The following is a 24,165-nucleotide window of genomic DNA, read 5'->3' as shown; positions in this document are numbered from 1 at the left end:
TAGCTTTTTACATAGAGGTGAATCATATGTCAGACTTTTTAAAGCTAGTAGGTGAACAACTCCGTATTATTAGGGTTTCCAAGGGGCTTAGTCAGGAAGAAGTAGCAGAAAAAACGGGGAAACTCGGTTTTAGTAAAGGACGAATCTCAAACATTGAACACGGGCAATCTAATATCACTTTAAGCACTTTAGAAACGCTGATGAAAGCATTAGACATTGCCCCTGAGGAGCTTTTTAATTTTCAAAAATTATCTGGTGTTACTGATATTGAAGAAAAGAACCTTGTGCTTGACATACATCGATCAGTATTAAGGGAGCGCAATTTAGACGAGGTAAAATACGTAGTACGCATTACGAAGGATTTTTTAGATACTATTGATTCACAATCAAAGAAAAACAGCTCCAATAGTCAATGACGTTGGAGCTGTTTTGACGGCTAGCTACAAATTATTTTTTTGAAAACTCTTGATACACTGCTTTAATGCGACTAATTTCCACCTCGTATTTATTTTCATATTTTCTAGCAATATTTTGAATTGGCTCCTTTGGCCCGAAGTATATAATATTAAAATCATCATTACTATATTGTACAACGAAGACTTCATCAAATTCGTTAAATGTATTTTGATTTAACGTAATAAAACCTGTACTTTGTGCTGTCGTTTTCACACTTATTCTTTTCCCGTTACTGATGACATCAAATCCATGCTGATTCGTCTGTCTAGAAAGACTTCCTTTTGTAACGATTGCACATAAAAACTCTCCAATTCGGCCAATTAAATGACGTAATTCTGTAGGTTTGCAGCCAAGTAGGCTCATTTCATACTTTAATATCTCATTATAATCCTCGTATAATTTAACGATTTGATTAGTACTAACAATATTTAATGACTCCGTTGTATTTATAGGTTCGTCATAAAGTACTTTTACACCGTTTCGCCATTCTCCTACGATTTGCTCACCACTCTGTTTTTGTGGCTTGTGAAATATAAGACCCGTATATGCGAAATTTTCCCCTATGTATTTGTAAGTGCTTTTTGTAATGTATTGAAATAAATGTTTTTGGAAAAGAATCCCTTTGTTATAGCGATTGTAACAATAGTCCGATAAAATGACACTTCCTGGATTGGTATTAAATTTCCTTTGTAGCTCTTCTTTCACTTCTGCAGGTGTCACCATTTGATTCTGTTTATCCGCCAGTACTTCTTTTATTTGCTCATAGATAGTCATAGTCATAATTACTTATACCTCCCTTTTTGCTTTACCATGCGGGTATCCCATATTTTATCCATATAAAAAATCCATTTAGTCTAAAACCAAATGGATTTGTCTTTTACATTCCAAACTTTTGACGATAGCCACATTTTCTACATAGCTCTTCGACTGCTTCTCTACGTGAAAATCCGTCGACAATATTATTTGCACGTTCACCTTGAACAATGTCTGTGAAGGATTTCTCGTTCACATTCCCCAAATTAATAACGCCCTCACCATCTAGACAGCACGGCACTACTGTACCATCTACTAAAATAGCAGCTTGGCTTCGGAGTGCATGGCAAAAGCCTTTTCCTTCATCCTCAGGCTCCAGTAAGCTTGGCCACTTAAATTCATGATCTTGATTTAAATAAATATTATTAGCGATTTTTACACCTTTACCAGGTTGCACTTTTTCTTCGATGCGATAATCAAGATTATATTCATTTTCTAGAATTTCGAGCGTTTCACGATTTCTTCGTGCCGCAATATCCGTTACATGATCCCTTTGTAAATTCCATAAACGATATGAAATAATTGTATTATATTCTTTCGAGGCACGCACAAAATCCAAAATATCTCCTAAATATTTCTCACGATTTTCCGATCCCTCATGACCGTCGAAACTATGCAAAGAAAAATTGATTTGGCGTAAGGCTGGTTTTCCTAGTATCTTTTCATGATTCTTTTTAATCAGTGTACCGTTCGTTGTAATATTAACTTTAAAACCTTTCTCATGCGCTGCGTCAAGCAGCTGATCAATACGTGGGTGTAATAGCGGCTCCCCTTTTACATGCAAATAAATATATTTCGTATGAGGACGTATTTCATCCAATATTTTATTAAATTGTTCCACTTTAATAAGTCCCTTTGTACGAGCAGTTGGAGGACAAAAGCTACAAGCTAAATTACAGACACTCGTTATTTCTATATAAACCTTTTTAAATGTTCTCAACGTTGATTCACCGTTCCAGTTCTTCTTATATTCAAATCCTATTCATTTTAACAAATTTTACGATAAGGAACAGTTTTTCCGTCTCCTTCCCCTCGTATTATTTATACATCTTAGGGCTACATGAACAAGTAAGCTTGAGAGATTAATAACTTAATAGTAATCCTGAAATGAAGGAGGTGAAAATTATGCCTGATAATGAACATTCAAAGGATCCATCTAAAAATCATATTACCATCAATCTTACTATTAATATTGGCAATAAAGAAATCCATTTTGAACAAAGGGCTGAAGGTGGGAATCTTCTCCTGAATGAAGATAAATAAAGATGTAGGTACTAATGCCAACCAAGGCGGTCAAAATGCCATAAACGCCAGTACTAGAAATGTAAACTCCCAATTCGCCGATGGAAACGGCAGAAGCGGTATTGCTGGTGACGATAATGATGAGGCTGGCGGACAACAAGGAATAAAAGTAAGAGACAGCAGAGTAATCGACAGCGATATCCATTCATCTTCAAATCATAGTGAAAGTAGTGAAGATGAAAATGAGTCATCTCCCTTGTTAGATGAAAATAAAAATGAATAAAGTTTAGTTTAGATTCATCCCGCTCAGCCGGAACGGAAATCAGCCCCACATTATGATGAGGCCTTTATTTGAAAGAGCAAAAAACTTCTATCTGCAAAAATATTCCATACCAACAGATAGAAGTTTTTTGTTTTGTTATCCACCAAGGAATCACGCCTCACACATTGCGTTTATAATTTTTTGTACCATCATATGAATACAGCATTGGCTTTCCATCCACATATGTTTCTACATGAACAGGACGACCCCATAGCTGGTAAATATATGGCAAAACGTTTTCTAAATAGCGTGGATCGAGCTCCATTCCCTCATAGCCATGCACTAAATAGAGCTCTCCGTTGCGAAGGTAATCCCCATTTTTAACGACGATATATGGGAAACCCCCGTTTACACGCATCGATACGAGCTGATCTCGTACCATTTCATAATCCTTATCTGTAATACGGTATTCATTGCCCTTTTTCTGGAACAAATAAAGATCCTCTCGCTTTGCTAAATCCTTCGTTAAATAATTGCGGATAAAGGATATATCTGACTCTATCTCTCTAACCTCAAACATTTTCTCCCGCCCAGAGTTCGGTTGTACACCTAGCTTCCTCATCTCTTCCGTTGGCTGATTATAGCGCTCTTCAATGTCCTCAAATATTTTCACACCAAGGTAATAAGGATTAATGGATGTCTTTGAAGGCTGAACAACACCTGCATTTAACTTCGCAAATTCAATCGTTTCCGCTGTTGTCAGCTTAAGCTCCCGCATGATACGTTGATGCCAAAAGGAAGCCCAACCCTCATTCATAATTTTTGTCTCTAATTGTGGCCAAAAATAGAGCATTTCCTCACGCATCATCGTTAATATATCTCGCTGCCAGTCCTCGAGCTCTCGACTATGCTCCTCTAAAAATAGCAATATATCTTTTTCTGGTTTTGGCGGGAATTGCTTTATTTTTCGCCTTACCGATTTATACTCTTTTTCCTTATCATCTAAACGCCATAGATCATCATACGGTGATTTTGCTTGAGTAATTTCCTCTTCAAGTTCATCTTCTGTATTCCAAGACAATTTTGGTCGTAAAAGGGATGGATCGATATGCTCCTGAATCGCTAAAACCGCATCTAAAAACTGTTCGACCTCATCCTTTCCATATTCTCTTTCATAGCCAGCTATCCGTTCAGCTGTTGCAGTCATACTCTCCACCATATCTCTTCTAGTATTGGAAAAGCGTACATTATTTTTAAAGAAATCGCAGTGAGCCAATACATGCGCAATAATTAATTTATTTTGTGTTAACGTATTTGTATCAAGTAAAAATGCATAGCATGGGTTTGAGTTAATCACTAGCTCATAGATTTGACTTAGCCCTAAATCATATTGAAGCTTCATTTTATGGAACTGTTTGCCGAAGCTCCAATGCGAAAATCGAGTAGGCATACCATATGCGCCAAATGTATAAATAATATCTGCCGGACAAATTTCATAGCGCATTGGAAAGAAATCTAAGCCAAAGCTTGAGGCAATTTCTGTAATTTCATCAATCGCTCGTTCAAGCTCTTTTTTCTCCACTTTTTTAGTCCTCTCCTTTGAACATGATTTAAGATTCACTTTTTTTGAAAAAGCTCTTTAAGGCATCGTACACATCGCCTTTTTTTCTCAAAATATGATATCTAAATTTAGGGTCATCTATTTTTTTGTATGTGTACATAAGTGTTGAAAAGCGGTTATGCTGATTGACTTCACCGTATCCAAACATGCTTGATACATCCATTAACTCTCCCACTAGCTTTAAGCACTTTTCATTATCCATTGATATATTTTCACCATCTGAAAAATGTACTGGATAAATATTATAGCGAGCAGGGTTATACTTTTCCCGAATTAGCTCCAATGCCTTTATATAGGCAGATGAACAAATTGTTCCACCACTTTCTCCCTTCGTGAAAAATTCCTCTTCTGTTACTACTTTTGCCTCGGTATGATGTGCAATAAACTCAATTTCCACTGTTTCATATTTGGAGCGCAAAAATTTGGTCATCCAAAAGAAAAAGCTTCTAGCGCAATATTTTTCGAAGGAGCCCATTGAGCCACTTGTATCCATCATGGCAAGGACCACTGCCTTCGATTCAGGTTTTTCCACTTCATCCCACGTTTTAAAACGTAGGTCATCATTGTGAATCGGTGTAATTTCTGGTTTTCCTTGCATAGCATTACGCTTTATCGCATTGAGGATTGTGCGCTTTTTATCGACATTTCCCATTAAACCTTTTTTCCGAATATCGTTAAACTCAATTTTTTCCGTTTTAATATCCGCTTTTTCTTTCTGCTGTAGGTTTGGTAACTCAAGCTCGTTAAATAACACATTTTGAATCTCTTCAATGCTTACTTCAGCTTCATAATAATCCTGGCCTGGCTTGTCACCAGCTTCTTTTCCTTTACCATTAGCCTGATTGCCTTTGCTGGCATCACGCGCAATCACATCACCTACATTACTGCCCCCTTGCCCTTGCCCAACATGCTTGGAGTTATCATAGTTATATCGTATTTTATATTCATCAAGTGAACGTATAGGAATTTTAATAACCTCACGACCATTGGACATGACAATGCTTTCTTCACTAACTAAATCGGGTAAATTATTCTTAATAGCATCTTTTACTTTTTCCATATGCCGTTGCTGGTCCTGGTGCCCTTTACGATGGAGGGACCAATTTTCCTGAGAAATGGCAAAGCGTTTATTTTCGTTTTCAGTCATTTTTATCCTCACCCATCTATCAAATTCGCTTTTTCTATACTATGCTAGTCATTCGCTTTCTTGAACTTAAATGAAGATAAAAGGAGTGCCCTAAAATGGGACACTCCTATTCATTCCTATCAATAGTCTTATAGTTTTCACTGAATAGGTCAAAGCCACTAACGATTCAACAGACTACCTACATACTGCAATAATTCATTAGCAGATGTTGTATTATAGCCATGCTCATCAACAAGTCTTGCCACAACCTCATTAATCTTCTTCAGCTGTGATTCATCCGGCATTTTTGAGGATGTTGTAATTTTCACGACATCCTTAAGATCCGCAAATAGTTTCTTCTGTATGGCTTCTCGTAATCTTTCATGAGAATTATAGTCAAAACGCTTACCTTTTCGAGCATAAGCAGAAATACGAATTAATATCTCCTCACGGAATGCTTTTTTCGCATTTTCCGAAATGCCAATTTGCTCCTCAATAGAGCGCATTAATTTTTCATCTGGATTCATTTCTTCACCAGTCAATGGATCGAAAATTTTATTTTTATTACAAAACGCTTCTACATTATCAAGATAATTATTCATTAATGTTTTTGCAGACTCTTCATACGAATAAACGAAAGCTTTTTGCACTTCATTCTTGGCAATTTCATCATATTCTCTTCGAGCAACTGCAATATAGTTTATATATTTTTCTCGATCTTCCTGAGAAATTGAAGCATGTTGGTCAAGTCCATCCTTTAGTGAACGCAGAACATCTAACGCATTAATAGATGGTACCTCTTTTCGAATAATAGCAGAAGAAATACGATTAATAATATACCGTGGATCAATACCGTTCATGCCTTCATTCGGAAACTCTTTTTTCAGCTCCTCTAAGTCAACGGAATTAAATCCCTCCACATTTTCTCCGTCGTACAGTCGCATTTTTTTTATAAGGTCCACACCTTGTTTTTTCGGTACTTCCAATCTTGTTAGAACCGAAAAGATTGCTGCGGCCTTCAATGCATGTGGCGCAATATGAACATGTGCCATATCGCTTTCTTTAATCATTTTTTCGTAAATCAATTCTTCCTGACTAACTTTTAAGTTATACGGAATCGGCATGACAATAATACGGGAATGTAACGCCTCATTCTTTTTATTTGAAATAAATGAACGATACTCCGTTTCGTTAGTATGCGCAACAATTAGCTCATCTGCACTAATTAATGCAAATCGACCTGCCTTAAAATTACCTTCCTGCGTTAACGACAAAAGATTCCATAAGAATTTTTCATCAAGCTTTAACATTTCTTGGAATTCCATCATACCCCTATTTGCCTTATTTAGCTCACCGTCAAAACGATATGCACGAGGGTCAGATTCTGAACCAAATTCTCCGATTGTAGAGAAATCAATACTACCTGTTAAATCAGCAATATCCTGTGATTTTGGATCTGATGGCGTAAATGTTCCTATGCCCACACGTTTGTCTTCAGAAAAAGTAATACGTTCAATCATCACATTTTCAATACGTCCATCATACTCCTTTTCAAGACGCATCGTATTTAAAGGCGATAAACTTCCTTCAATTCGTATACCATACTCCTCGTAAAAATCATTACGTAAATGATGTGGAATTAAATGTAGAGGATCTTCATGCATTGGACATCCCTTAATTGCGAAAACTGCGCCTTCATCTGTTCGCGAAAATTGCTCAAGTCCGCGTTTCAACAAGGTCACTATTGTTGATTTACCACCACTTACTGGTCCCATTAATAACAAAATACGTTTCCTAACATCCAATCTTCGTGCTGCTGGATGGAAATATTCCTCCACCAGTCTTTCAATTGCTGTTTCAAGCCCAAAAATTTCTTGCCCAAAAAATTCATACATTTTTTGCCCATCGCGTTCCTCTACACCACTATTTTTGATCATATTGTAGACGCGTGAATGGGCTGTTTGAGCAACTTCAGGTCTTTCCTTGATGATGTTTAAGTAATCTGCAAATGTACCTTCCCACTTCAATTGATTTTCTTCTTCGCGATAGCTTTTCACTTTATCTAAAATGTTGATAGCCTTCCCTCCATTCAGGGCTTGATTTATAACATAGTATGAAGGAAATGACATTATGATACCCAATACTTTTTCTTTGTCGAAGTTTCTTCTTATTGACAATAATTTTCTTCCTACAGAATAATGGAATTCAAAGTCAAACAAAAAGAATGTTTTAAACTTACTCGTTTCACCTGACGTTTTTTGTTTCATCACCAAAGTTAGGATGACATTTGTTAAAAGATACTCCTTGAGAATAAGTTGATTGAAGTGGAGACTGGGCGACTAGACCCTGGAGCGAAGCGGGAGGGGAACGAAGGCTAAAACCATCACGTCCTGTGATAACGCCTTCATGACCAACCTCCTGTCGCTGACACTTCGCTTTCGCACAGAAAACATTTGTTGCCCCGACGCGCCCAGTCGGAACGGAAATCAACCCTACGCTATGAGCCCGTTTTTATCACAAAAAATTGCTCATTTCTACCGCTTCGTTTTCCCACAAAAAGTGCTGAATGAAGATAAAAAATTCGGTTATTCTAACGTTAGAAAGGAGGTCCATTATTGAATCGCCATTTTATATTCCTTTTATCATGGATGTTTTTATGGAGCTTTACTCTCCCCACTGTTGCTTTAGCAAAAGAAGAACCTACCCAAGAAGAAATTGTTCAGCAACGTATGGCTTATTACGTACAATTTGACGAATTATTCATTCCGTGGCATTTCTTAGCAGCCATTGACCAATATGAACGCAATTTGCAATCAGTTCGTAAAGATATTCCAAAACGCGATGGTATCATTGCCATTCAATTTTCTGATGAATATTGGTCAGGTGCTTTAAATCCTGTAAGAGATGATACTCGCCCAGATACAATTAGTTACTTTGGCGGAATGGGGCTAGATGGCAATGGTGATGGAGTTGCTAGTCCTAAGGATGATGTTGATATCATATTCTCCATGGCTACTTTTTTAAGTAAATTTGGAACAACTGATGAGGACTTTAAATTAGCTTTATGGGAATATTACGGAAGTGAACAGGCCGTAAATCAAATTTCCACCATTTCCAAAATGTATAGCCATTTCAAAACAACTGAACTCGATGCCCACACATTCCCAATCCCTACTAATTACGATTACAGCTATCGGAGTACATGGGGTGCCAATAGGGGCTGGGGTGGACGCCGTATTCATGAAGGAACAGATATTTTCGCTAGCTATGGTACTCCAGTAGTTTCTACCTCTTATGGAGTAGTGGAAATAAAGGGCTGGAACCAATTTGGTGGTTGGCGCATAGGAATTCGAGATAATCATAATTCATATCATTATTATGCCCATCTTGGTAGTTATAATAAAAAGATTAAAGTAGGAGACCTTGTCGAACCTGGCACTGTTCTCGGTTATGTTGGTAGCTCTGGCTACGGTAAAGAAGGGACGTCCGGAAAATTCCCTCCTCATCTTCACTACGGTATATATAAGTTCAATGGACGTACAGAATGGGCATTTGATCCATATCCATCATTACTACAATGGGAACGAATTGCTAAAAAAGCGAAACAATAATCAATTACGCCTTGGCAAATTGTGTCCGGATTTTAAATTGTGCTCACACAATTCATCCCTTTTAAAATCCGTGACATCCGCCGGAGGCTATCTTCATTCAGTTGGTGTTTGGACATCCACTGAAAAAAATCCTACCTCCATCTCGCTACCTTCCAAGGTGAGAGGTGCTGAATGAAGATATTTTCGGAGCGCTTGGTGCACTTTTGCAGCAAGTGCTTTTTCATTAAGTAGGAAAAAATACATAAAGCTAATAAAAAAATTCCATAATTGCACTAAAGACACATATTTTTAACTACCTACTTCATTAACATCAAAATGTTATTGTACTAAAAAACTATTTTTCACTTTTCCATTAAAAGGGCTTATTTATATAAAGGTTTAGTTATAAAATAATATTTGTACTATAACAATTTATACCATTGAAAATTAGCAAAGGGTGGGGAAAGATGAAAGGTATTTTTCAGTTTAAAACACTTAAAGCTCGAATATTAAGTGCATTTCTTCTTTTGTTAGTATTAGTTGTTTGTTTTACAACCTATACTTACGTTTCTAATAATAAGATGGAAAAACAAGCAGAAGGTTTAGTGAAAGAAGATTTAATCGTCTTAACTGCAAGTAAAAATTTAGCAATGTCTATGAGTGTTCGTCTCTCTGCAGCTTTGAGTTATGTTGTATCTGGTGATGAAAAATACATAGAAACTTTTAATGAATATCGTCAAATTGCTGAGGAAAGCAATAGTATTGTGGAGAAATACGTAAATACGCCTGAGCGTGAGGCGCTAGTAGAAATGGCACGTACATGGAGCAATCGCGTAAATGCCGAAGTATTTGATGTTTATAAAAAAGGTGAAAAAGATTTAGCATTAAAAAATTTAACAGCTATCAATAATCTTGTAACTGAAGTTCGTATTGGTTATGAAGAATTAGCCAATACACGCTCAGATGCCATTACTAAGATAGGAGATGACGTAGTATCAACAAGTTTAAGCAATAAAACAGTTGGACTGATTGTTAGCATTGTGTTGACGATCGCAGGTATCCTAATCGCCATTGTCACTGCTGGCAATATTTCTAAGCCTATTAAGATTGTCTCAAAGCGCATGAGCGAATTAGCAGATGGTAATTTGCAACATGAACTACTTCCAATAACTCATCGTGATGAGATTGGTCAATTAATGCTTTCTGCAAATGATCTGAATGAAAAATTAAAGCAAACGATAGGATCAATCCATGCTGTTTCTGAAACAGTAGCAGCTAGTAGCGAAGAGCTGGCCCAATCTTCTAATGAAGTACAATCAGGTACAGAACAAATCACCGTGACTATGCAGGAGCTAGCCTCTGGCACAGAAACGCAAGCATCTACAGCAGGAGATTTAGTCGAAACAATGGCTTCTTTTCAGCGTAGTATTCTTGAAACAACACAGGAAGGCATTGAATTAAAAGAGCATTCAAGTCATGTACAAGAACTAACAACTACAGGTAAAGGCTTAATGATACAATCAACACAACAAATGGCAGCCATTAATGAAATTGTTTTAGATTCAGTGAAAAAAGTTGAAGGCTTAAATGTGCAGTCTGCTGAAATATCCAAGCTTGTTTCAGTCATTGATGATATTTCAAATCAAACAAATTTACTTGCCTTAAACGCTGCCATCGAAGCAGCTCGTGCAGGAGAGCACGGTAAAGGTTTTGCAGTTGTAGCCGATGAAGTTCGTAAGCTTGCTGAACAAGTGCAATTCTCTGTCACTGATATTTCAACAATCGTCAACCGTATTCAAGGTGAAACTGGCAATGTAACAACTGCCCTACAATCCGGCTATGAGGAAGTAAAAAGAGGAACAACACAACTTAATCAAACAAATGAAACATTTGAACAAATTTCGGAAGCAGTTGAAGACATGATTCTTAACATAAATACCATTTCAAGCAATCTAAATTCAGTTGCTAAAAATTCCGAGTCTATCAATGCCTCCGTTGATGAAATGGCTTCTATTACTCAAGAGTCTGCGGCTGGCGTAGAACAAACAACCGCAACTGTAGAGGAAACTGCCGCTACTATGGAGGAAATTTCAAGGAGTGCAAATCAACTCGCTAGTATGGCTGAAGAGCTAAATATCCAATTACAGCAATTTAAAATTTAGGTATACCTGATCACTTTTCTGACTTACCCAAGCACTTTGAGACGATACCTGATCATCACTCTAGATTTTCCTAGAAGTTAAAAAAAGCTATCTCGACATTACGTTTAAAATGTCCTTTACAAAGGGTACACTTTACGTTCGAGATAGCTTTTTTCTACAATTTTATTGCCAATGTCTAATTGGTACCCTTTCAAGCTCATAACGTTTGATAATAACACTGATCTTCTGAAACCATTCCTCACATAACTCAAGCGCTTCTTGATACTCATCCTCTTCTCTTGATATAGGCTCATCGTTATCCATAAAAGCATATTCTAGAATAGGGTCAGATAAGTTATCAGCTACAATTTTCAACGTCAATTGAGATACAGTGTTATACTCAGTGTCTTCTTCATCTAATTCCTCTTCTTCTAAATCCAGTTCTTCACTCAGTAATGAACCACTTATGAAGTTATTGCTAGTCCTTGCAATATACATTTCGTCCTCTACTATAGCAACTTCATATATTTTATTGAATGGAATTTCTTTTTTTATCAAATCTTCTTCTAAACCTTCTCTACTTACGAGGAAAAGTGTATTTGTAGGTTCATTTAATAATAAAGCACTTAAACAATCATGTGAGATGATGCAATGTGTATGAGGGATAGCCATAAGCTCCTCCTCACTTGCCTCTTTCATTTCATTTAATGTATTGATATAGATATATCGTTCTTTAATATAACGAATAATTCCTACTATTACTAATCCTAAACCAATAAAAAAATAGACCTTACTAAATATAGCCGTTTCGACTGAATTCGCTAGTAATAAATAGATCATCCCTAGAAATATAAGAAAAAAGGTTTTCATCTATATCCCACCCTCAAAAAGATAATCGATAGGATTATTTCATCCATGCTAATAGAAATTTTATTCTAACGATTATCATTTCATTCTTAATTTCTATGGGAATTATCTGCGTTTCTAACATCTACATCAAACTTTGAAACGGATTTTTCAAGTTCTTCTGCCATTTTATTTAGTTTTAAAATAGAATGGAGGATATCTTGATTGTATCTTTCTTGTTCCATCGTACGGTCTACAACACTTTCTGTTGCCTTTGCTGCCCGTGCAAACGATGAATGTTGTAACAGAAAATGTAGAAGACGGTTTACACCATTTTTTATCCGAGTCATCGTATACAAACTAGATACCTTATGAAGCTCTTTAACAGAGCTTCATTCTTTTTGTAACGTATAAAAATAGTCATCTTTTTTTGCACCAATCTCTATACTTTGATAGCCTTTAACATCTATCTTTGAGATTGCCTGATCAATCATATTTACGTTTTGCTGACCAACTGTTTCTTTTACTAGTTCCAATGAAGAACGATAAATAAAAAAGCTAATCAATAAACACGAAATAACAAGTAAAATTGAAAATACCATTAACATTTTAATTTTTAAACTACTTCTCATCGTTGAACTCCTTATTTTTTATTTCCTATGTGAATACTTACCGCAAAATTTTTGCGTTTGTTTTCTGCATAAAAAAACACGAGGGCGTTAAAAATCAACGCTCTCATGTTCCCAAATTTTTATTTATAAATAATTATCAATTTGAATGTTCCATTAATTCCTCTTTACTACCAACATTGTCTAAAGTCTTATCTTTTTCAATTTTATGCATCTCAAGAACATGTTGCGAAGGTGGAATAAGCAAACTAACGATAACAATTGTAATGCCTGTGATCACAACGCCTGAGAAAACAGGTGCCTGCCACAGCTCATTTAACAAACCTAAAAATCCTTCTGATTGGATATGAAGACTAGGCACATATGTTAACGTTGTAATGATGTAATATACTAACCCGACAGATATACTTGTCCAAACGGCAGGTGTACTTACTCGCTTCCAAAATGGGCCTAAAACGATTGGCCAGAAAATAGTTACGAAAATTATATCCCATGCTAAATAAGCTAAATCAATTACTTTCTGGAAGCTGACCGCTAGAACTAACCCTAGCATAGCGCTTAAAATAATAATAAGTCTTGAAAATCTTAATAATTTTTTAGGATCTGGGTTTCGATTAATAAAGTCTAAATAAATGTTTTTTGTGATAATTCCCGAAGTCGCAACATAACACGCGGCTACAGTAGACATCCCCATCGCTGCCATTGCTGTTAAAAAGATGGCTGCTAATAACGGTGGGAAATATCCTTGAGCAAAGGCAAGCATTAACGTCTCTGGGTTTGTACTATTAGGATAAATCGTTTTAAACGCTTCTCCTAACATACCCGGAATCCAGCTGATCGCGATAATAATTGTCCCAGCTATAATCATACTACGCTGTGCTACTTTTGGACTTTTCGCTGCGGCTACCCTTTGTCCTAAGTCCACTGCTGGAATATCACCAAGTGCTAACACAAGATATAGTGTCCAAAACTCTGCTCCAGCCTTATTGAAGAGTTCACTAATATTCCACCATTCTGGGTTAAATGTTACATCAGGATAATAGAATAAGATAAAAATTGTAATCCCTACTATACCCGCTACTGCCAGTGCCCCCTGAACAATTTCCGTATAGGCTACAGCCCATAAACCACCAATTACAGAATATAGGGCAGTTAATGATACAAAAAGTATTGCTGCCGGAACGAAATCAATTTGCAACAGCTGCTGAATAATATACGTGCCACCAACTGTTAACGCAGCTGCATTAAAGACACCGAAGGCAATCGCCATTACGACGCCTGTATATGCACCTAGCTTTTTACTGCCATATCGTAATCCATAGTAGTCTGCTAATGTCCAGCCTTTTAATCTACGTAATGGCTTCGTCCAAATAAGTGCTCCAAGAATCATACAAGTCCCTAAACCGCCCATTGTCGCTGAGCCTTCAAAGCCACCACTTGTATAACCTGAGCCTACTGCCGCAAAGAAGAATGGGGCAGCTAATAAGGCAGCCACTAGACTTCCTGTGACAACAGATAAAGGCATACTCCAACCTGCAACAATTAAATCCTCCGCAGTATTAACTCGTTTGTATCCTTTATATCCAATGTAATAAATAAAAATTAAGTATAAGCTAAAGATGATTATATTTAACATAGTATTGCTCCTTAGTTTTCCACATTATCCGTTCATAACGACTCCGCCATTAGGCGTTAATATTTGACCCGTATAGAAATCCGCATTTTCTGAAGCTAAAAATAATACACTCTTTGCGACTTCTTCTGGTTGAGCTAATCGTTTTAACGGATATTTAGCAGACTCTTCCTCTACATAATTTTCACCAAATTCCTTTAGGATGTCTGTAAATGTTCCACTAGGAGCTACTGCGTTGACTAATATCGAAGGCGCTAACTCACGTGCCAAAGCCTTCGTAAATGCATTAATGCCACCCTTTGCAGCAGAATAATGCGTAAATTCTTCACAACCTAAACTACCAATATCAGAAGAAATATTAATAATTTTTCCTTTGTTTCGTTCTTTCATTCTTTTTGCTGCTTCTCGGCAATTGTAGAAGCAACCGTATAAATGAACTTTTATCATTTTATCCCACTGCTCATCTGTTAAATCCGTAATGCTTGAAGCCTGTGCGAATCCGGCGTTATTGACAAGAATATCAATATCGCCTAAATGTTTGTCCATATATTGATACATAGCTTGAACTTGCTGAGAATCCGATACATCTGCATTAAATTTCATAGCCTTTACACCAAACTTTTCTGCTTGTGCACGAACCTCTTCTGCCTCGTTGTCATCACCAATATAATTGATGAATACATTGGCTCCTTGCTCGGCAAAACCTAAAGCAATGGCTTTGCCGATTCCTTTACTTGAACCTGTAATTAGTACATTTTTTCCTTTAAAATTAATTTCCATCATTGATCATTCTCCAATTTGAATTTTGCTACAAGTACCTGCAATTCTTCTGCTGTTTTTCCTAATGAAGTAGATGCCTCTTTCACCTCTTGCATGGTCGTCAATTGCTCTTGCGTTGCGTTTGACACATTCGACGAGAATTCAGATGACTGTTCCGCAGATTGTTTAATATTATTGACAGATGCTGCTACTTCCTCCGATGAAGCAGAAATTTGTTGAGACGCAGCCGAAATTTCGCGAATCTGACTTGCAACTTCCTCTGATGAAGTGAGAATTTCTTTAAAGATTTCCCCTACTTCGTTTGTAAACACCATACCAGCCTTTACATCTTCTTTACCTTTTTCCATAACAGTGATGGAAGCGTTAGATTCAGCTTGAATTGTACTAATTAAATTGTATATTTCCGTTGCAGATTGTGATGATTGCTCCGCTAATCGTCTAACCTCGTCAGCAACAACCGCGAAGCCTTTTCCATGCTCTCCTGCTCTAGCAGCTTCGATTGCCGCATTCAAAGCTAGTAGGTTTGTTTGATCCGCTATTGCTGTAATAAGGCTTACGATATCGCTAATTTTTTTCGTATTGATATGTAATCCGTTTATTGTTGTCCCTATTTGTTCAACAGAATCATTAATCAACTCCATTTGTGCAACGACTTGCTGAACAACATGATTTCCACGTTCTGAAGCTTGAGAAGAAGAGATAGATGATTCAGCAGCTGTATTAGCAGAGTCAGCAATTTGCTGAATGCCTGTTGCTGTTTCCTCCATAGCAGCGGCTGTTTCCTCAGTCATAACCATTGAAGCCTCAGCGTTTTGCGTGATTTCCCCCATGTCTTGAGCAATATTTGTTGCGCTGTTATATGTCTCTGTTGCATTAACAGTTAGCTGATTAGCAGCAGAAGAAACGTTATCAGATGTATTTCTAATATTTAAAATGATATGTTGTAAATTTGACACCATCGTATTAATAGATTCAGATAAATTTCCGATTTCGTCCTTCGTTATTTCTAAATCTACATTTATTAATTCCCCATTTGCTACTTGATTTGCAGCATTTACTACTTTCTTAAGCGGTTTTAATAAACGATCAATTATTATGTAAAGTAAAACTAATAAAATTAAAATTCCAATAACAGCGATAACAATTTGTTTTACGACACTTGTTTTAATGATGGTATTTATGTAGTCCGCAGAATAATCAATACCTAATAATGCAATGAGCTTGCCATTGTCATCTTTAATAGGGCTAAATACAGTTCGCCATGAACCATAAGGATCTTGGAAAATATCAGTTACCTCAGTGCTATTATTTTTAATTGCCAATTTAGCTGTTGTTACATGTTCATCTGCTAAATCAGTAAAGATTTCACCCGCTTCATATACGTCGTTCAAATTAGAAGTATAGCCTATAGGGTTAACGCCACCTGCATCCTTCACATCCCAAATGTAGCTCCAACTCATAATTCCTTGTTCTTCTTGAATCTTATTGAGTTGTTTTTGAATTTTCTTAAATTTAGCATTAGTCTCTCCCTTTTCAGTCAATAAATCTTTAATGTCATCACTATCAAGATTCATAGCTGTCAATACACCAACACTTTTCAACTCTTGTTCTAAATCAACAGACATTCGATTGTTTAATTCTCTAATACTTTGCGTAGTAATAATAGCAATTAGAAGTAAAACAATAATAGAAACCGTTAGTGAAAGTTTGTTTTTTAATGAAACATTTTTCAACAACTTCATGATTATTACTTCCTCCTTTATCGTATTTTTGGCAAAAAAATAACCTATTTCAAAAGAAATAGGCATCAAAGAATATAACTAGCAATATATGTACTTAACTAGTACTCCTTTGCAGCTCAGCCATCATAGTATTTATTACCTTAGACCTGTAACTTTGCGTCTCTACCTTTCAGTAGATTTGCCCATCTTTTTCCTCCTCAAATTAACACAATGGGTAAAAGTAGTCAATGTTACCAGATTAAAATACACATAATTTTTACTATTTTACTATTAGTATGAAATGAAGACTATTACGTAATTTTCTCGGCTCGTCCACAATTCTCTTCAGAGCAAATCAATTATGCCTCGGCATAATTATAGCTGTCGCTTTGCTTTCGCTACAGATAATTTGCCACAGGGCGTGACGTTCTTAGACTGAGTTCCTCTATTTCAGCAGGTGTTTGGACACCCGCTGAAAGAATTTAAAAACAGCTACACGCAATATTGTAGCTGTTACTATAATTTTAAATAATCAATTACCCCTAAATGATTATTCATATTAAAGATAGTTATTTAGTTAGTGTCATGAATAAGACTGACGGTATGAATGATAAAGCAAACATACAGGAATACCACATAGATGTACGGCGTAATGAAAAACGAACTTGTTTCTTTTCTGCATAAAAAATGTCTAACATCACTGAAGCAACAACAAGTGGGATCGTAACACATGCGATAGCAACTAATAAAATGTTTAAACTAAACATAAAAGCACCCCTCTGTTCGTGAACATTTATTTTTCCTCTTTGTGACAACTTTATGTCAATTTCATTGTACACATTTTGGTCACAAATTGTCAACAACATTCAACTAAGAAAAAAGTGCTTTTTGTAGAATATTTTTATCTAAATATAGATTTTTGTGCAAATCCCTTCACCAAAAAAGCAACTACAAAATTGTAGCTGCTTTTTTGATCATTAATTCATTAGCTCTTCATCAAGATTTACTCTTGACAATTTAGAGAGAACGTTTTTTAATCTCTATATTTATCTGTCAGCCCTCTTAAAAAATTTCTCACAAAGCGATCGCCACATTCTTTATAGTTACGATGACTTGGATTTCTTAAAATGGCACCTAATTCGCCTTTCGAAACGCTAACGCCTCCATCATATAAAATATCGAGCATCTCGTCACTCGTTAAGGCTAACGCTATCTTCACTTTCTTTAATAGCATATTATTAGGGCTTTCTTTTCCTGAAACAGGTGGTGGTCCTTCTGGCTGACCAGACTTAGGCTTTTGCGGACCTCGTTTAAATGTAATAAATCCATTTAAAAAAGCCTCGACCATTTTATTATTACATTTGATGTATTCTTCTGGTGCTTCTTCCTCATCATTAACTTTAATAAGCATGTTCAATACTTCTTCCTTCGTAAAGTCCATGCCGCCTAGCTTAAAAATTTCAACCATATCTTTATTTTTGATATCTAATGCATATCTTAAACGAATTAAAATATCATTGTTCGTCATTTAAAAAACCTCCAATTTAACTGTAAAGAGCTTCTAACAATCGTATCTTCAAGATTGAAGCATTACTTTATTATAGCAGAGACATTCACAATTTTAGCTAGCTTTCCAAAAGTTACTTTACTATAGTATTTAGAATGTGCATTTTATTTTTTAACATGTATGATTAGCTAACTCTCGACCATCCTAATCACAAGGAGGTGAGATAAATGGCTAATCGTAGTTCAAATAAGCTTCTAGTTCCTGGTGTAAATGAAGCTGTTAATCAATTAAAATATGAAATCGCACAAGAATTTAATGTACAATTAGGGCCAGAAGCCTCTTCTCGTGCAAACGGTTCAGTCGGAGGAGAAATAACAAAACGCCTCGTAGAAATGGCTGAAAAACGTTCAAAAGGTTTATTATAATAATAAATTCAAAAAGAACGAATCCCTTTTTCTAATTGGAATTCGTTCTTTCATGTTTTAACTTCTTTCAGCAGGTGTCCAAACATCTGTACCTGTCGCTACGCTTTCGGTACAAAAAACATCCGCTGAAAGAAGTTAATGCCTCCGGCGGATGTCACTGATTCCGGACGCAATTATACCGAGGCTTAATTGATGATTTATTATTTAATTTCAACTGGTTGTAAAGTCTCGCTTGTCCCTTTTTTAAGAGTTAGCATCACGATAAAGGAAATGCAATATAAGGCTGCTAAATAGATCATTACGACCGTCATATCATAACTTTGAAGAATATAGCCGACAAAGATTGGTGAAAATCCTCCAATTGCTCTACCGAAGTTAAAAATCGTATTTGTAGCTGTACTTCGAATTTGCACCGGATAGAAGCTACTAATTAAAGCTCCATATCCTGCGAACATGCCGTTTGAGAAGAAGCCGACAATCGCACCACCGATTAAAATTGCGACACTTCCTGTGGCATAGGAGTATAAAAACACTGCACATGCAGAGGCAAGTAAAAAGATTCCGAAAGCACACTTTGCGCCATATCGGTCCATAAATCGTCCAAACGTTAGCATCCCAATAATCATGCCAACTGCTGTACTAATTGTCCAAAGTGCTGAGCTTGAAACGGATAGACCTTGAGATTGCTGCAGCATAGATGGCAACCAAATCATTAAGCCATTGTAACCAGCAATTTGAACAGTTGCCATAACAATTAATGAGATTGTCGTCATCGAAGTTCGAGGCGTTTCAAATAGTTGCGCCAACTTACCTTTTTCATGTTGCTCGTTGATTCTTTTATTTTTCTGAGCAGCCAGCCACTCTGGTGATTCCTCAAGATTTTTTCGCACAATGAATGCGAAAATGACAGGTAACACACCAACAAAGAATAAAGCCCTCCATCCTAAAGTCGGAAGAATAACGGCACTTAGTAACGCTGCTAAAATAACTCCGTATTGAGCACCTACACTCACATATGAAGAGGCTCTTCCTTGCTTATTCTTCGGCCAAGCCTCAGCAACAAGAGCCATACCAATGCCGTATTCGCCCCCTGCACCAAGACCAGCGATAAATCTATAAATATAAATTTGTTCAATATTTGTTGCTAATCCAGTTAAAGCTGTACCAAGCGCAAACAACAAGACGGTATAAGTAAATACTTTTACTCGCCCATACTTATCAGCTAAAACTCCAAAAATAATGCCGCCTAACAGCATACCAATATTCGTTACGGAAGAAATCAGTCCACCCGTTGCAAAATCAATGTTAAATTCCGAAATAATCATTGTCATCGCAAAGGAAATAAACATAATGTCCATCCCTTCCAACGTTAAGCCAGCTACTGAAGCTACCACTGTTTTTTTACAATAATCCATTCTTACAATCCTCCAGTTTCTTGTTGATCAAGATCTCTTTTTGAGCGAATGGATTATACAATTCTTGTCCATTCTCTTTTGAAGCCTCACGGGACTCCTTTTAAAAGAGGTGTTAATTGGCGAAATAAAAGCCCTTCTGTCGCAGAAGACAAAAGGGCATGCCAAATCAAAGATATTATAGCCTTAAAATATCACGTAGCCCTTTTCAGCCTCTCTGGACCGTATTAAAGGAAATTTATTTCGTTCATTTATGTCGTTCTACATTCTATAAGATTATTATTGAAAAAGCAATGCTTTATAGTAGAAAAAATTACCTCAGCTCTTAGACAGTTGAGATAATGATTTTTACTGATCTATGCAGCAAATATTTTTTATCCTAATTTCATTTTTTAAATATGAGTTGTGCCGTTGCTTTCCTGTATCTGTTCATTAAGCTCTTTCTCTACGTTCTCCGGTTTTTTAGACCAATAAGTGGCGAGAATCGGACCGGAAATATTATGCCAAACAGCGGCAAGAACACTAGGTAAGGCAGCTAAGGGACCAAAATGAGCAGTGGCTAACGCTACACCTAGACCCGAGTTTTGCATGCCAACTTCAATAGAAATAGCTCTTCGATTACTTTCATCAAGTCCTAATACACGAGCTATTAAATAACCAAGCAGCAATCCGAATGCATTATGGAGTACTACCGCCGTAAAAATAATGGAGCCAGCCGAAGCGATGCTATCAACATTACCCGCAACAACAGCAGAGACAATGATCATAATAGCAACTACTGAGATAAGAGGAATGACATTAATGCTTTTTTCTACGATCTGAGGGGCAAATTTCCTTATAACAATACCTAGGATAATTGGGAAAATGATTACTTGAATAATTGAAATAAACATTGCCATTGGATCCACTGGCATCCATTTACCTGCAAGTAATAGTAGTATTAATGGTGTTGCAATTGGAGCTAATAACGTCGAAAAAGATGTCATTGTGATTGATAATGGTACATTGCCTTTAGCTAGATACACCATGACATTCGAAGCAGTACCCCCTGGAACAGAACCAAGAAGGACTAGCCCCGCAGCTAATTCCGCTGGTAAGCTCAGAATATAAGCAATTAAAAAAGCGGTAAGTGGCATGATTATATATTGGGCACATATACCAATGATGACTGGCACCGGATTCGTTAAGACCAGTTTAAAATCAACCGCTTTTAACGTCAGCCCCATACCAAACATAACAATACCTAGCAAAATCGTGATATATCCCCCAAATATTAAAAATGGATCCGGAGCTACAAAGGCAATAACAGCTATACAGATGACCCATACGGCAAAGTATTTTCCAGCTAACGTACTAATGGCTTCTAAAATTTTCATATTCCCACTCCCTATTTCTTTATTTTTAATATTTTATTTGGATTTAAGAGTGCGTCAGGATCGAGCGCTTGTTTAATCTTTTCCATCACAAGCAGTGCTTTTCCATGTTCTTTCTCTTGGTATTTCTGTTTACCAATGCCGACACCATGCTCTCCTGTACAAGTTCCCCCTCGTTCAAGTGCATACATCACAATCAACTCATTAAATTCATCAGCTTTTTTTATTTCATTAGAATCATTCATATCAATCATTAAAAGAACATGGAAATTGCCATCACCGACGTGGCCAACAATCCCCCCTGTAAGCGCAAATAAATTAAGTGTTTCTCTCGCATGGTCAATAGCACCTGCTAATTCGGAAATCGGTAAACAAACATCGGTCACCATTAGTTTTTTTCCTGGATGTCCATGAATATAGGCGTAAGCTAAATTATGGCGAGCTTCCCACAGCTGATTTCGAGCTGCATTATCGGTCTCAAATTCGATATTTTTACAATTATGCGCTGTTACAATCTCCTTCATAAATTCAACGTCCTGCTTTAAGCCGGCTTCATTTCCCTGAAATTCTAAAAATAAGGTTGGTTGTTCCTCATAAGCCGTTTTACTATGCAAGTTCACTTGTTTCATTGAAGGTTCATCTACCAGTTCAACTCTTGCAATTGGAATTCCCGCTTGTAAAATACTAACGACTGCTTCGACAGCATCATTGACTGTTTTGAAGGATGCTCGAGCAGCCATAACATATTCAGGAATTCCATATACTCTTAGCGTCAATTCAGTAAAGCAGCCAAGCGTTCCCTCAGACCCTACAAATAGACCGTTTAAATGATAACCAGATGAAGATTTTACTGCTAAATTCCCCGTATGAATCACCGTGCCATCCGAGAGAACAACCTCTAAATCTCGAACTTGATCGCGCATAATCCCATATTTAACAGATGTTGTTCCACTAGCATTTGTCGCTGCCATACCCCCAAGTGTTGCATCAGCTCCCGGATCCACAGAGAAAAACAATCCGTATTTTTTCAACTCTTTATTCAACTGAGAACGCGTAACCCCAGGTTGAACTTTTACAAGAAAGTCCTTCTCCCTAACTTCTAATATTTTGTTCATGAGGGAAAAATCAATCGTTATCCCATGGTCATAAGGAATAACATGCCCTTCTAAGCTTGTTCCTCTTCCAAAGGGTACTATCGGTACTTTGTATTGGTTTGCTATGTTTACTATAATACTCACTTCTTCCGTCGTTGTCGGAAACACAACAATATCCGGTAGACTGGCACTATGATACGATTCATCACTGCTATGTTGTTCTAATATCGTTTGATTGACCGTTACTTGACTTTCTGTAAGAACACTCCGTAGAGCAATCACCAATTCTTCATTTGTTGCAATCATTTTATGCTCCCCCTTTTTACTCTCATTCTTCCAAAGTACTTGTTAATGGAATTTTGGTTGTTTGAATTATAAATATATATGTCATACCAATTTCCCCTATTCTTAAAATTGGTCCAACCTTTTATAATTGTACTAAATATTCTGAAAATATCAATAATTATTATTTTTCTTGAATTGATAATCATTAAGTATTTCTGTATGATTAAAGCGTTTATAGTACTATGTATTCGAGGGGTGGGACATAGGTAATGCCACAACTAAAGAAAAAAGCATATCAAGTAATTGTTGATCAAATAAGGGAATATTTTTTAAATGGGGAATTACAGCCTGGAGAAAAACTCCCGACGGAAAGAGAATTAGCGAGTCGTTTTAATGTAAGTCGAACATCAGTTAGAGAGGCACTTCGAAAGCTTGAAATAAAAGGAATTATTGAAATTAAACAAGGCAGTGGCAGCTTTATCAAAACGCCAGAATGCCATTCATTAGGAGAAGAGCTTTCATCTACAATCATAAAAACTGAAAAAAAACTAATATATGAAATGTTAGAGCTTCGCCAAGCACTTGAAGTAGAATGTGCCTTTTTAGCTTCACAAAGAGCCACTTCTGAAGACCTAGAACGAATTGGTAAAGCATTAGAAATGATGGACCGAGTTAAAAATGATGTAGAATTAGGAATTCAAGCTGACCTAAGTTTCCATATCAATATTGTTCTCGCTTCACATAATTCGATATTTTTACAATTATTTCAAACCCTAAGCGAACATATGCAAGATACAATCCGAGCTACCCGAAGACAACGCTTGAAAGATCTAGAACGCACGCAAGAGACTATTGATGAACATAAAGAAATTTACTTGGCAATCGCTGCTGGTGATGCAAATCAAGCCAAACAACTCATGGAAAAACATATTAAACAAATAAGAAGAGAATTGACAGAGTCACTTTTAAGTCATATTAGAGAACAACACGACTAAAACCACACCTACTCTTAATAGACTACTATATATTTCATAATGACGAGGTGTTTTGAATTACTCTTGTCGGCGTGATTTGGTTTAAAATAAATTCGTTATAAAATAAGCGAAACTGCTTTGCTTTCGCTACCAAAAAACTTGCTATAAGACGTTAAATTATTCCACAAAAAGACCCGGATTTGTATTGAATCAAATCCGGGATATTTTTGATAAA

At 36.6% G+C, this 24,165-nt stretch carries 23 protein-coding genes and 1 riboswitch; of the genes, 7 read left to right on the top strand and 16 right to left on the bottom strand.

All coding sequences use genetic code 11. The features are described 5' to 3' along the window. Positions 1 to 26: 26 nt before the first annotated feature. Entirely contained in the window at positions 27 to 416 is a 390-nt protein-coding gene (locus ACQKOF_RS10215; protein ID WP_142510121.1) for a helix-turn-helix domain-containing protein, read from the top strand. Positions 417 to 447: 31 nt separating this feature from the next. On the opposite strand, the gene ACQKOF_RS10210 is transcribed toward ACQKOF_RS10215, so the two are convergent. Further along, on the bottom strand, positions 448 to 1,230 hold the full coding sequence (locus ACQKOF_RS10210; RefSeq protein WP_427556432.1) for a DUF7225 domain-containing protein: 783 nt from the start codon (positions 1,228 to 1,230) through the stop codon (positions 448 to 450). Positions 1,231 to 1,333: 103 nt separating this feature from the next. After that, entirely contained in the window at positions 1,334 to 2,209 is an 876-nt protein-coding gene (locus tag ACQKOF_RS10205) for a radical SAM/SPASM domain-containing protein (protein ID WP_427556245.1), read from the bottom strand. 185 nt (positions 2,210 to 2,394) lie between these two features. Between ACQKOF_RS10205 and ACQKOF_RS10200 the strand changes: the two genes are divergently transcribed. Together ACQKOF_RS10200 and ACQKOF_RS10195 are read left to right on the top strand one after the other, a co-directional pair. Then, complete coding sequence (locus ACQKOF_RS10200; RefSeq protein ID WP_427556243.1) at positions 2,395 to 2,532, top strand: hypothetical protein; 138 nt, start codon at positions 2,395 to 2,397, stop codon at positions 2,530 to 2,532. Beyond that, positions 2,519 to 2,794 (top strand): hypothetical protein, encoded by a 276-nt coding sequence (locus ACQKOF_RS10195; protein WP_427556240.1) that lies wholly within the window; start codon positions 2,519 to 2,521, stop codon positions 2,792 to 2,794. Before ACQKOF_RS10200 ends, ACQKOF_RS10195 begins: the two co-directional genes overlap by 14 nt. A gap of 157 nt (positions 2,795 to 2,951) precedes the next feature. Here the strand turns inward: ACQKOF_RS10195 and ACQKOF_RS10190 are convergent, their stop codons facing one another. From ACQKOF_RS10190 to ACQKOF_RS10180, 3 genes are all read right to left on the bottom strand, one after another. Next, the gene (locus ACQKOF_RS10190; protein WP_427556237.1) at positions 2,952 to 4,355 is read right to left on the bottom strand and encodes a SpoVR family protein; all 1,404 of its coding nucleotides are present in this window, start codon (positions 4,353 to 4,355) and stop codon (positions 2,952 to 2,954) included. Positions 4,356 to 4,383: 28 nt separating this feature from the next. After that, entirely contained in the window at positions 4,384 to 5,541 is a 1,158-nt protein-coding gene (gene yhbH / locus ACQKOF_RS10185) for a sporulation protein YhbH (RefSeq protein ID WP_427556234.1), read from the bottom strand. A 158-nt stretch (positions 5,542 to 5,699) separates the two neighbouring features. Beyond that, on the bottom strand, positions 5,700 to 7,595 hold the full coding sequence (locus ACQKOF_RS10180; RefSeq protein ID WP_427556429.1) for a PrkA family serine protein kinase: 1,896 nt from the start codon (positions 7,593 to 7,595) through the stop codon (positions 5,700 to 5,702). A gap of 540 nt (positions 7,596 to 8,135) precedes the next feature. Here ACQKOF_RS10180 and ACQKOF_RS10175 point away from each other — a divergent pair. Both ACQKOF_RS10175 and ACQKOF_RS10170 read left to right on the top strand, forming a co-directional pair. Next, complete coding sequence (locus tag ACQKOF_RS10175) at positions 8,136 to 9,131, top strand: M23 family metallopeptidase (protein WP_427556232.1); 996 nt, start codon at positions 8,136 to 8,138, stop codon at positions 9,129 to 9,131. A 446-nt stretch (positions 9,132 to 9,577) separates the two neighbouring features. Continuing rightward, the gene (locus ACQKOF_RS10170) at positions 9,578 to 11,272 is read left to right on the top strand and encodes a methyl-accepting chemotaxis protein (protein WP_427556229.1); all 1,695 of its coding nucleotides are present in this window, start codon (positions 9,578 to 9,580) and stop codon (positions 11,270 to 11,272) included. Positions 11,273 to 11,434: 162 nt separating this feature from the next. Here the strand turns inward: ACQKOF_RS10170 and ACQKOF_RS10165 are convergent, their stop codons facing one another. The 8 genes from ACQKOF_RS10165 to ACQKOF_RS10130 all read right to left on the bottom strand — a co-directional run bounded on the left by ACQKOF_RS10165 (position 11,435) and on the right by ACQKOF_RS10130 (position 18,388). Then, a complete protein-coding gene (locus ACQKOF_RS10165; RefSeq protein WP_427556226.1) occupies positions 11,435 to 12,121 on the bottom strand; it encodes a hypothetical protein in 687 nt (228 codons plus the stop codon). 86 nt (positions 12,122 to 12,207) lie between these two features. Continuing rightward, positions 12,208 to 12,447: a hypothetical protein gene (locus ACQKOF_RS10160; RefSeq protein ID WP_427556223.1), complete on the bottom strand. Its 240-nt coding sequence runs from the start codon at positions 12,445 to 12,447 to the stop codon at positions 12,208 to 12,210. Positions 12,448 to 12,489: 42 nt separating this feature from the next. Then, positions 12,490 to 12,729: a hypothetical protein gene (locus ACQKOF_RS10155; protein ID WP_427556220.1), complete on the bottom strand. Its 240-nt coding sequence runs from the start codon at positions 12,727 to 12,729 to the stop codon at positions 12,490 to 12,492. Positions 12,730 to 12,865: 136 nt separating this feature from the next. Continuing rightward, entirely contained in the window at positions 12,866 to 14,362 is a 1,497-nt protein-coding gene (locus ACQKOF_RS10150; protein WP_427556218.1) for a sodium:solute symporter family protein, read from the bottom strand. A 24-nt stretch (positions 14,363 to 14,386) separates the two neighbouring features. Then, complete coding sequence (locus ACQKOF_RS10145) at positions 14,387 to 15,142, bottom strand: SDR family NAD(P)-dependent oxidoreductase (RefSeq protein ID WP_427556215.1); 756 nt, start codon at positions 15,140 to 15,142, stop codon at positions 14,387 to 14,389. After that, on the bottom strand, positions 15,139 to 16,881 hold the full coding sequence (locus ACQKOF_RS10140) for a methyl-accepting chemotaxis protein (protein WP_427556212.1): 1,743 nt from the start codon (positions 16,879 to 16,881) through the stop codon (positions 15,139 to 15,141). Before ACQKOF_RS10140 ends, ACQKOF_RS10145 begins: the two co-directional genes overlap by 4 nt. A 107-nt stretch (positions 16,882 to 16,988) precedes the next feature. Beyond that, a riboswitch (cyclic di-GMP riboswitch) is annotated at positions 16,989 to 17,074 on the bottom strand. A gap of 355 nt (positions 17,075 to 17,429) precedes the next feature. Beyond that, positions 17,430 to 17,627, bottom strand: a complete 198-nt coding sequence (locus ACQKOF_RS10135; RefSeq protein ID WP_370046449.1) for a hypothetical protein — start codon at positions 17,625 to 17,627, stop codon at positions 17,430 to 17,432. 266 nt (positions 17,628 to 17,893) lie between these two features. Then, positions 17,894 to 18,388: a DUF1456 family protein gene (locus ACQKOF_RS10130; protein WP_427556210.1), complete on the bottom strand. Its 495-nt coding sequence runs from the start codon at positions 18,386 to 18,388 to the stop codon at positions 17,894 to 17,896. Between the two features lie 206 nt (positions 18,389 to 18,594). Between ACQKOF_RS10130 and ACQKOF_RS10125 the strand changes: the two genes are divergently transcribed. After that, on the top strand, positions 18,595 to 18,792 hold the full coding sequence (locus ACQKOF_RS10125; protein ID WP_370046452.1) for a small, acid-soluble spore protein, alpha/beta type: 198 nt from the start codon (positions 18,595 to 18,597) through the stop codon (positions 18,790 to 18,792). A 200-nt stretch (positions 18,793 to 18,992) separates the two neighbouring features. Here the strand turns inward: ACQKOF_RS10125 and ACQKOF_RS10120 are convergent, their stop codons facing one another. The 3 genes from ACQKOF_RS10120 to ACQKOF_RS10110 all read right to left on the bottom strand — a co-directional run bounded on the left by ACQKOF_RS10120 (position 18,993) and on the right by ACQKOF_RS10110 (position 22,977). Next, positions 18,993 to 20,207 (bottom strand): MFS transporter, encoded by a 1,215-nt coding sequence (locus ACQKOF_RS10120; RefSeq protein ID WP_427556207.1) that lies wholly within the window; start codon positions 20,205 to 20,207, stop codon positions 18,993 to 18,995. A gap of 389 nt (positions 20,208 to 20,596) precedes the next feature. Next, positions 20,597 to 21,580, bottom strand: a complete 984-nt coding sequence (locus ACQKOF_RS10115; RefSeq protein WP_427556205.1) for a bile acid:sodium symporter family protein — start codon at positions 21,578 to 21,580, stop codon at positions 20,597 to 20,599. A gap of 11 nt (positions 21,581 to 21,591) precedes the next feature. Beyond that, a complete protein-coding gene (locus ACQKOF_RS10110; RefSeq protein ID WP_427556202.1) occupies positions 21,592 to 22,977 on the bottom strand; it encodes an FAD-binding oxidoreductase in 1,386 nt (461 codons plus the stop codon). Positions 22,978 to 23,225: 248 nt separating this feature from the next. On the opposite strand from ACQKOF_RS10110, the gene ACQKOF_RS10105 reads away from it, so the two are divergent. Beyond that, positions 23,226 to 23,951 (top strand): FadR/GntR family transcriptional regulator, encoded by a 726-nt coding sequence (locus ACQKOF_RS10105; RefSeq protein WP_427556200.1) that lies wholly within the window; start codon positions 23,226 to 23,228, stop codon positions 23,949 to 23,951. The last annotated feature ends 214 nt before the right edge of the window (positions 23,952 to 24,165 follow it).

Source organism: Lysinibacillus sp. NPDC093190 (assembly GCF_050280425.1).
Taxonomy (GTDB): Bacteria; Bacillota; Bacilli; order Bacillales_A; family Planococcaceae; genus Lysinibacillus.
The sequence above is the reverse complement of the archived record's forward strand: the minus strand, read 5'-3'. Positions and strand labels throughout refer to the sequence as shown.

Excerpts from the sequence above, each read along its gene's own strand:
- yhbH (WP_427556234.1), bottom strand. The coding sequence starts at position 5,541 with ATGACTGAAAACGAAAATAAACGCTTTGCCATTTCTCAGGAAAATTGG.
- ACQKOF_RS10140 (WP_427556212.1), bottom strand. The coding sequence starts at position 16,881 with ATGAAGTTGTTGAAAAATGTTTCATTAAAAAACAAACTTTCACTAACG.
- ACQKOF_RS10145 (WP_427556215.1), bottom strand. The coding sequence starts at position 15,142 with ATGATGGAAATTAATTTTAAAGGAAAAAATGTACTAATTACAGGTTCA.
- ACQKOF_RS10210 (WP_427556432.1), bottom strand. The coding sequence starts at position 1,230 with ATGACTATCTATGAGCAAATAAAAGAAGTACTGGCGGATAAACAGAAT.
- ACQKOF_RS10105 (WP_427556200.1), top strand. The coding sequence starts at position 23,226 with ATGCCACAACTAAAGAAAAAAGCATATCAAGTAATTGTTGATCAAATA.
- ACQKOF_RS10155 (WP_427556220.1), bottom strand. The coding sequence starts at position 12,729 with ATGAGAAGTAGTTTAAAAATTAAAATGTTAATGGTATTTTCAATTTTA.
- ACQKOF_RS10115 (WP_427556205.1), bottom strand. The coding sequence starts at position 21,580 with ATGAAAATTTTAGAAGCCATTAGTACGTTAGCTGGAAAATACTTTGCC.
- ACQKOF_RS10160 (WP_427556223.1), bottom strand. The coding sequence starts at position 12,447 with ATGACTCGGATAAAAAATGGTGTAAACCGTCTTCTACATTTTCTGTTA.
- ACQKOF_RS10135 (WP_370046449.1), bottom strand. The coding sequence starts at position 17,627 with ATGTTTAGTTTAAACATTTTATTAGTTGCTATCGCATGTGTTACGATC.
- ACQKOF_RS10170 (WP_427556229.1), top strand. The coding sequence starts at position 9,578 with ATGAAAGGTATTTTTCAGTTTAAAACACTTAAAGCTCGAATATTAAGT.
- ACQKOF_RS10165 (WP_427556226.1), bottom strand. The coding sequence starts at position 12,121 with ATGAAAACCTTTTTTCTTATATTTCTAGGGATGATCTATTTATTACTA.
- ACQKOF_RS10215 (WP_142510121.1), top strand. The coding sequence starts at position 27 with ATGTCAGACTTTTTAAAGCTAGTAGGTGAACAACTCCGTATTATTAGG.
- ACQKOF_RS10150 (WP_427556218.1), bottom strand. The coding sequence starts at position 14,362 with ATGTTAAATATAATCATCTTTAGCTTATACTTAATTTTTATTTATTAC.
- ACQKOF_RS10125 (WP_370046452.1), top strand. The coding sequence starts at position 18,595 with ATGGCTAATCGTAGTTCAAATAAGCTTCTAGTTCCTGGTGTAAATGAA.
- ACQKOF_RS10130 (WP_427556210.1), bottom strand. The coding sequence starts at position 18,388 with ATGACGAACAATGATATTTTAATTCGTTTAAGATATGCATTAGATATC.
- ACQKOF_RS10110 (WP_427556202.1), bottom strand. The coding sequence starts at position 22,977 with ATGATTGCAACAAATGAAGAATTGGTGATTGCTCTACGGAGTGTTCTT.
- ACQKOF_RS10195 (WP_427556240.1), top strand. The coding sequence starts at position 2,519 with ATGAAGATAAATAAAGATGTAGGTACTAATGCCAACCAAGGCGGTCAA.
- ACQKOF_RS10200 (WP_427556243.1), top strand. The coding sequence starts at position 2,395 with ATGCCTGATAATGAACATTCAAAGGATCCATCTAAAAATCATATTACC.
- ACQKOF_RS10120 (WP_427556207.1), bottom strand. The coding sequence starts at position 20,207 with ATGGATTATTGTAAAAAAACAGTGGTAGCTTCAGTAGCTGGCTTAACG.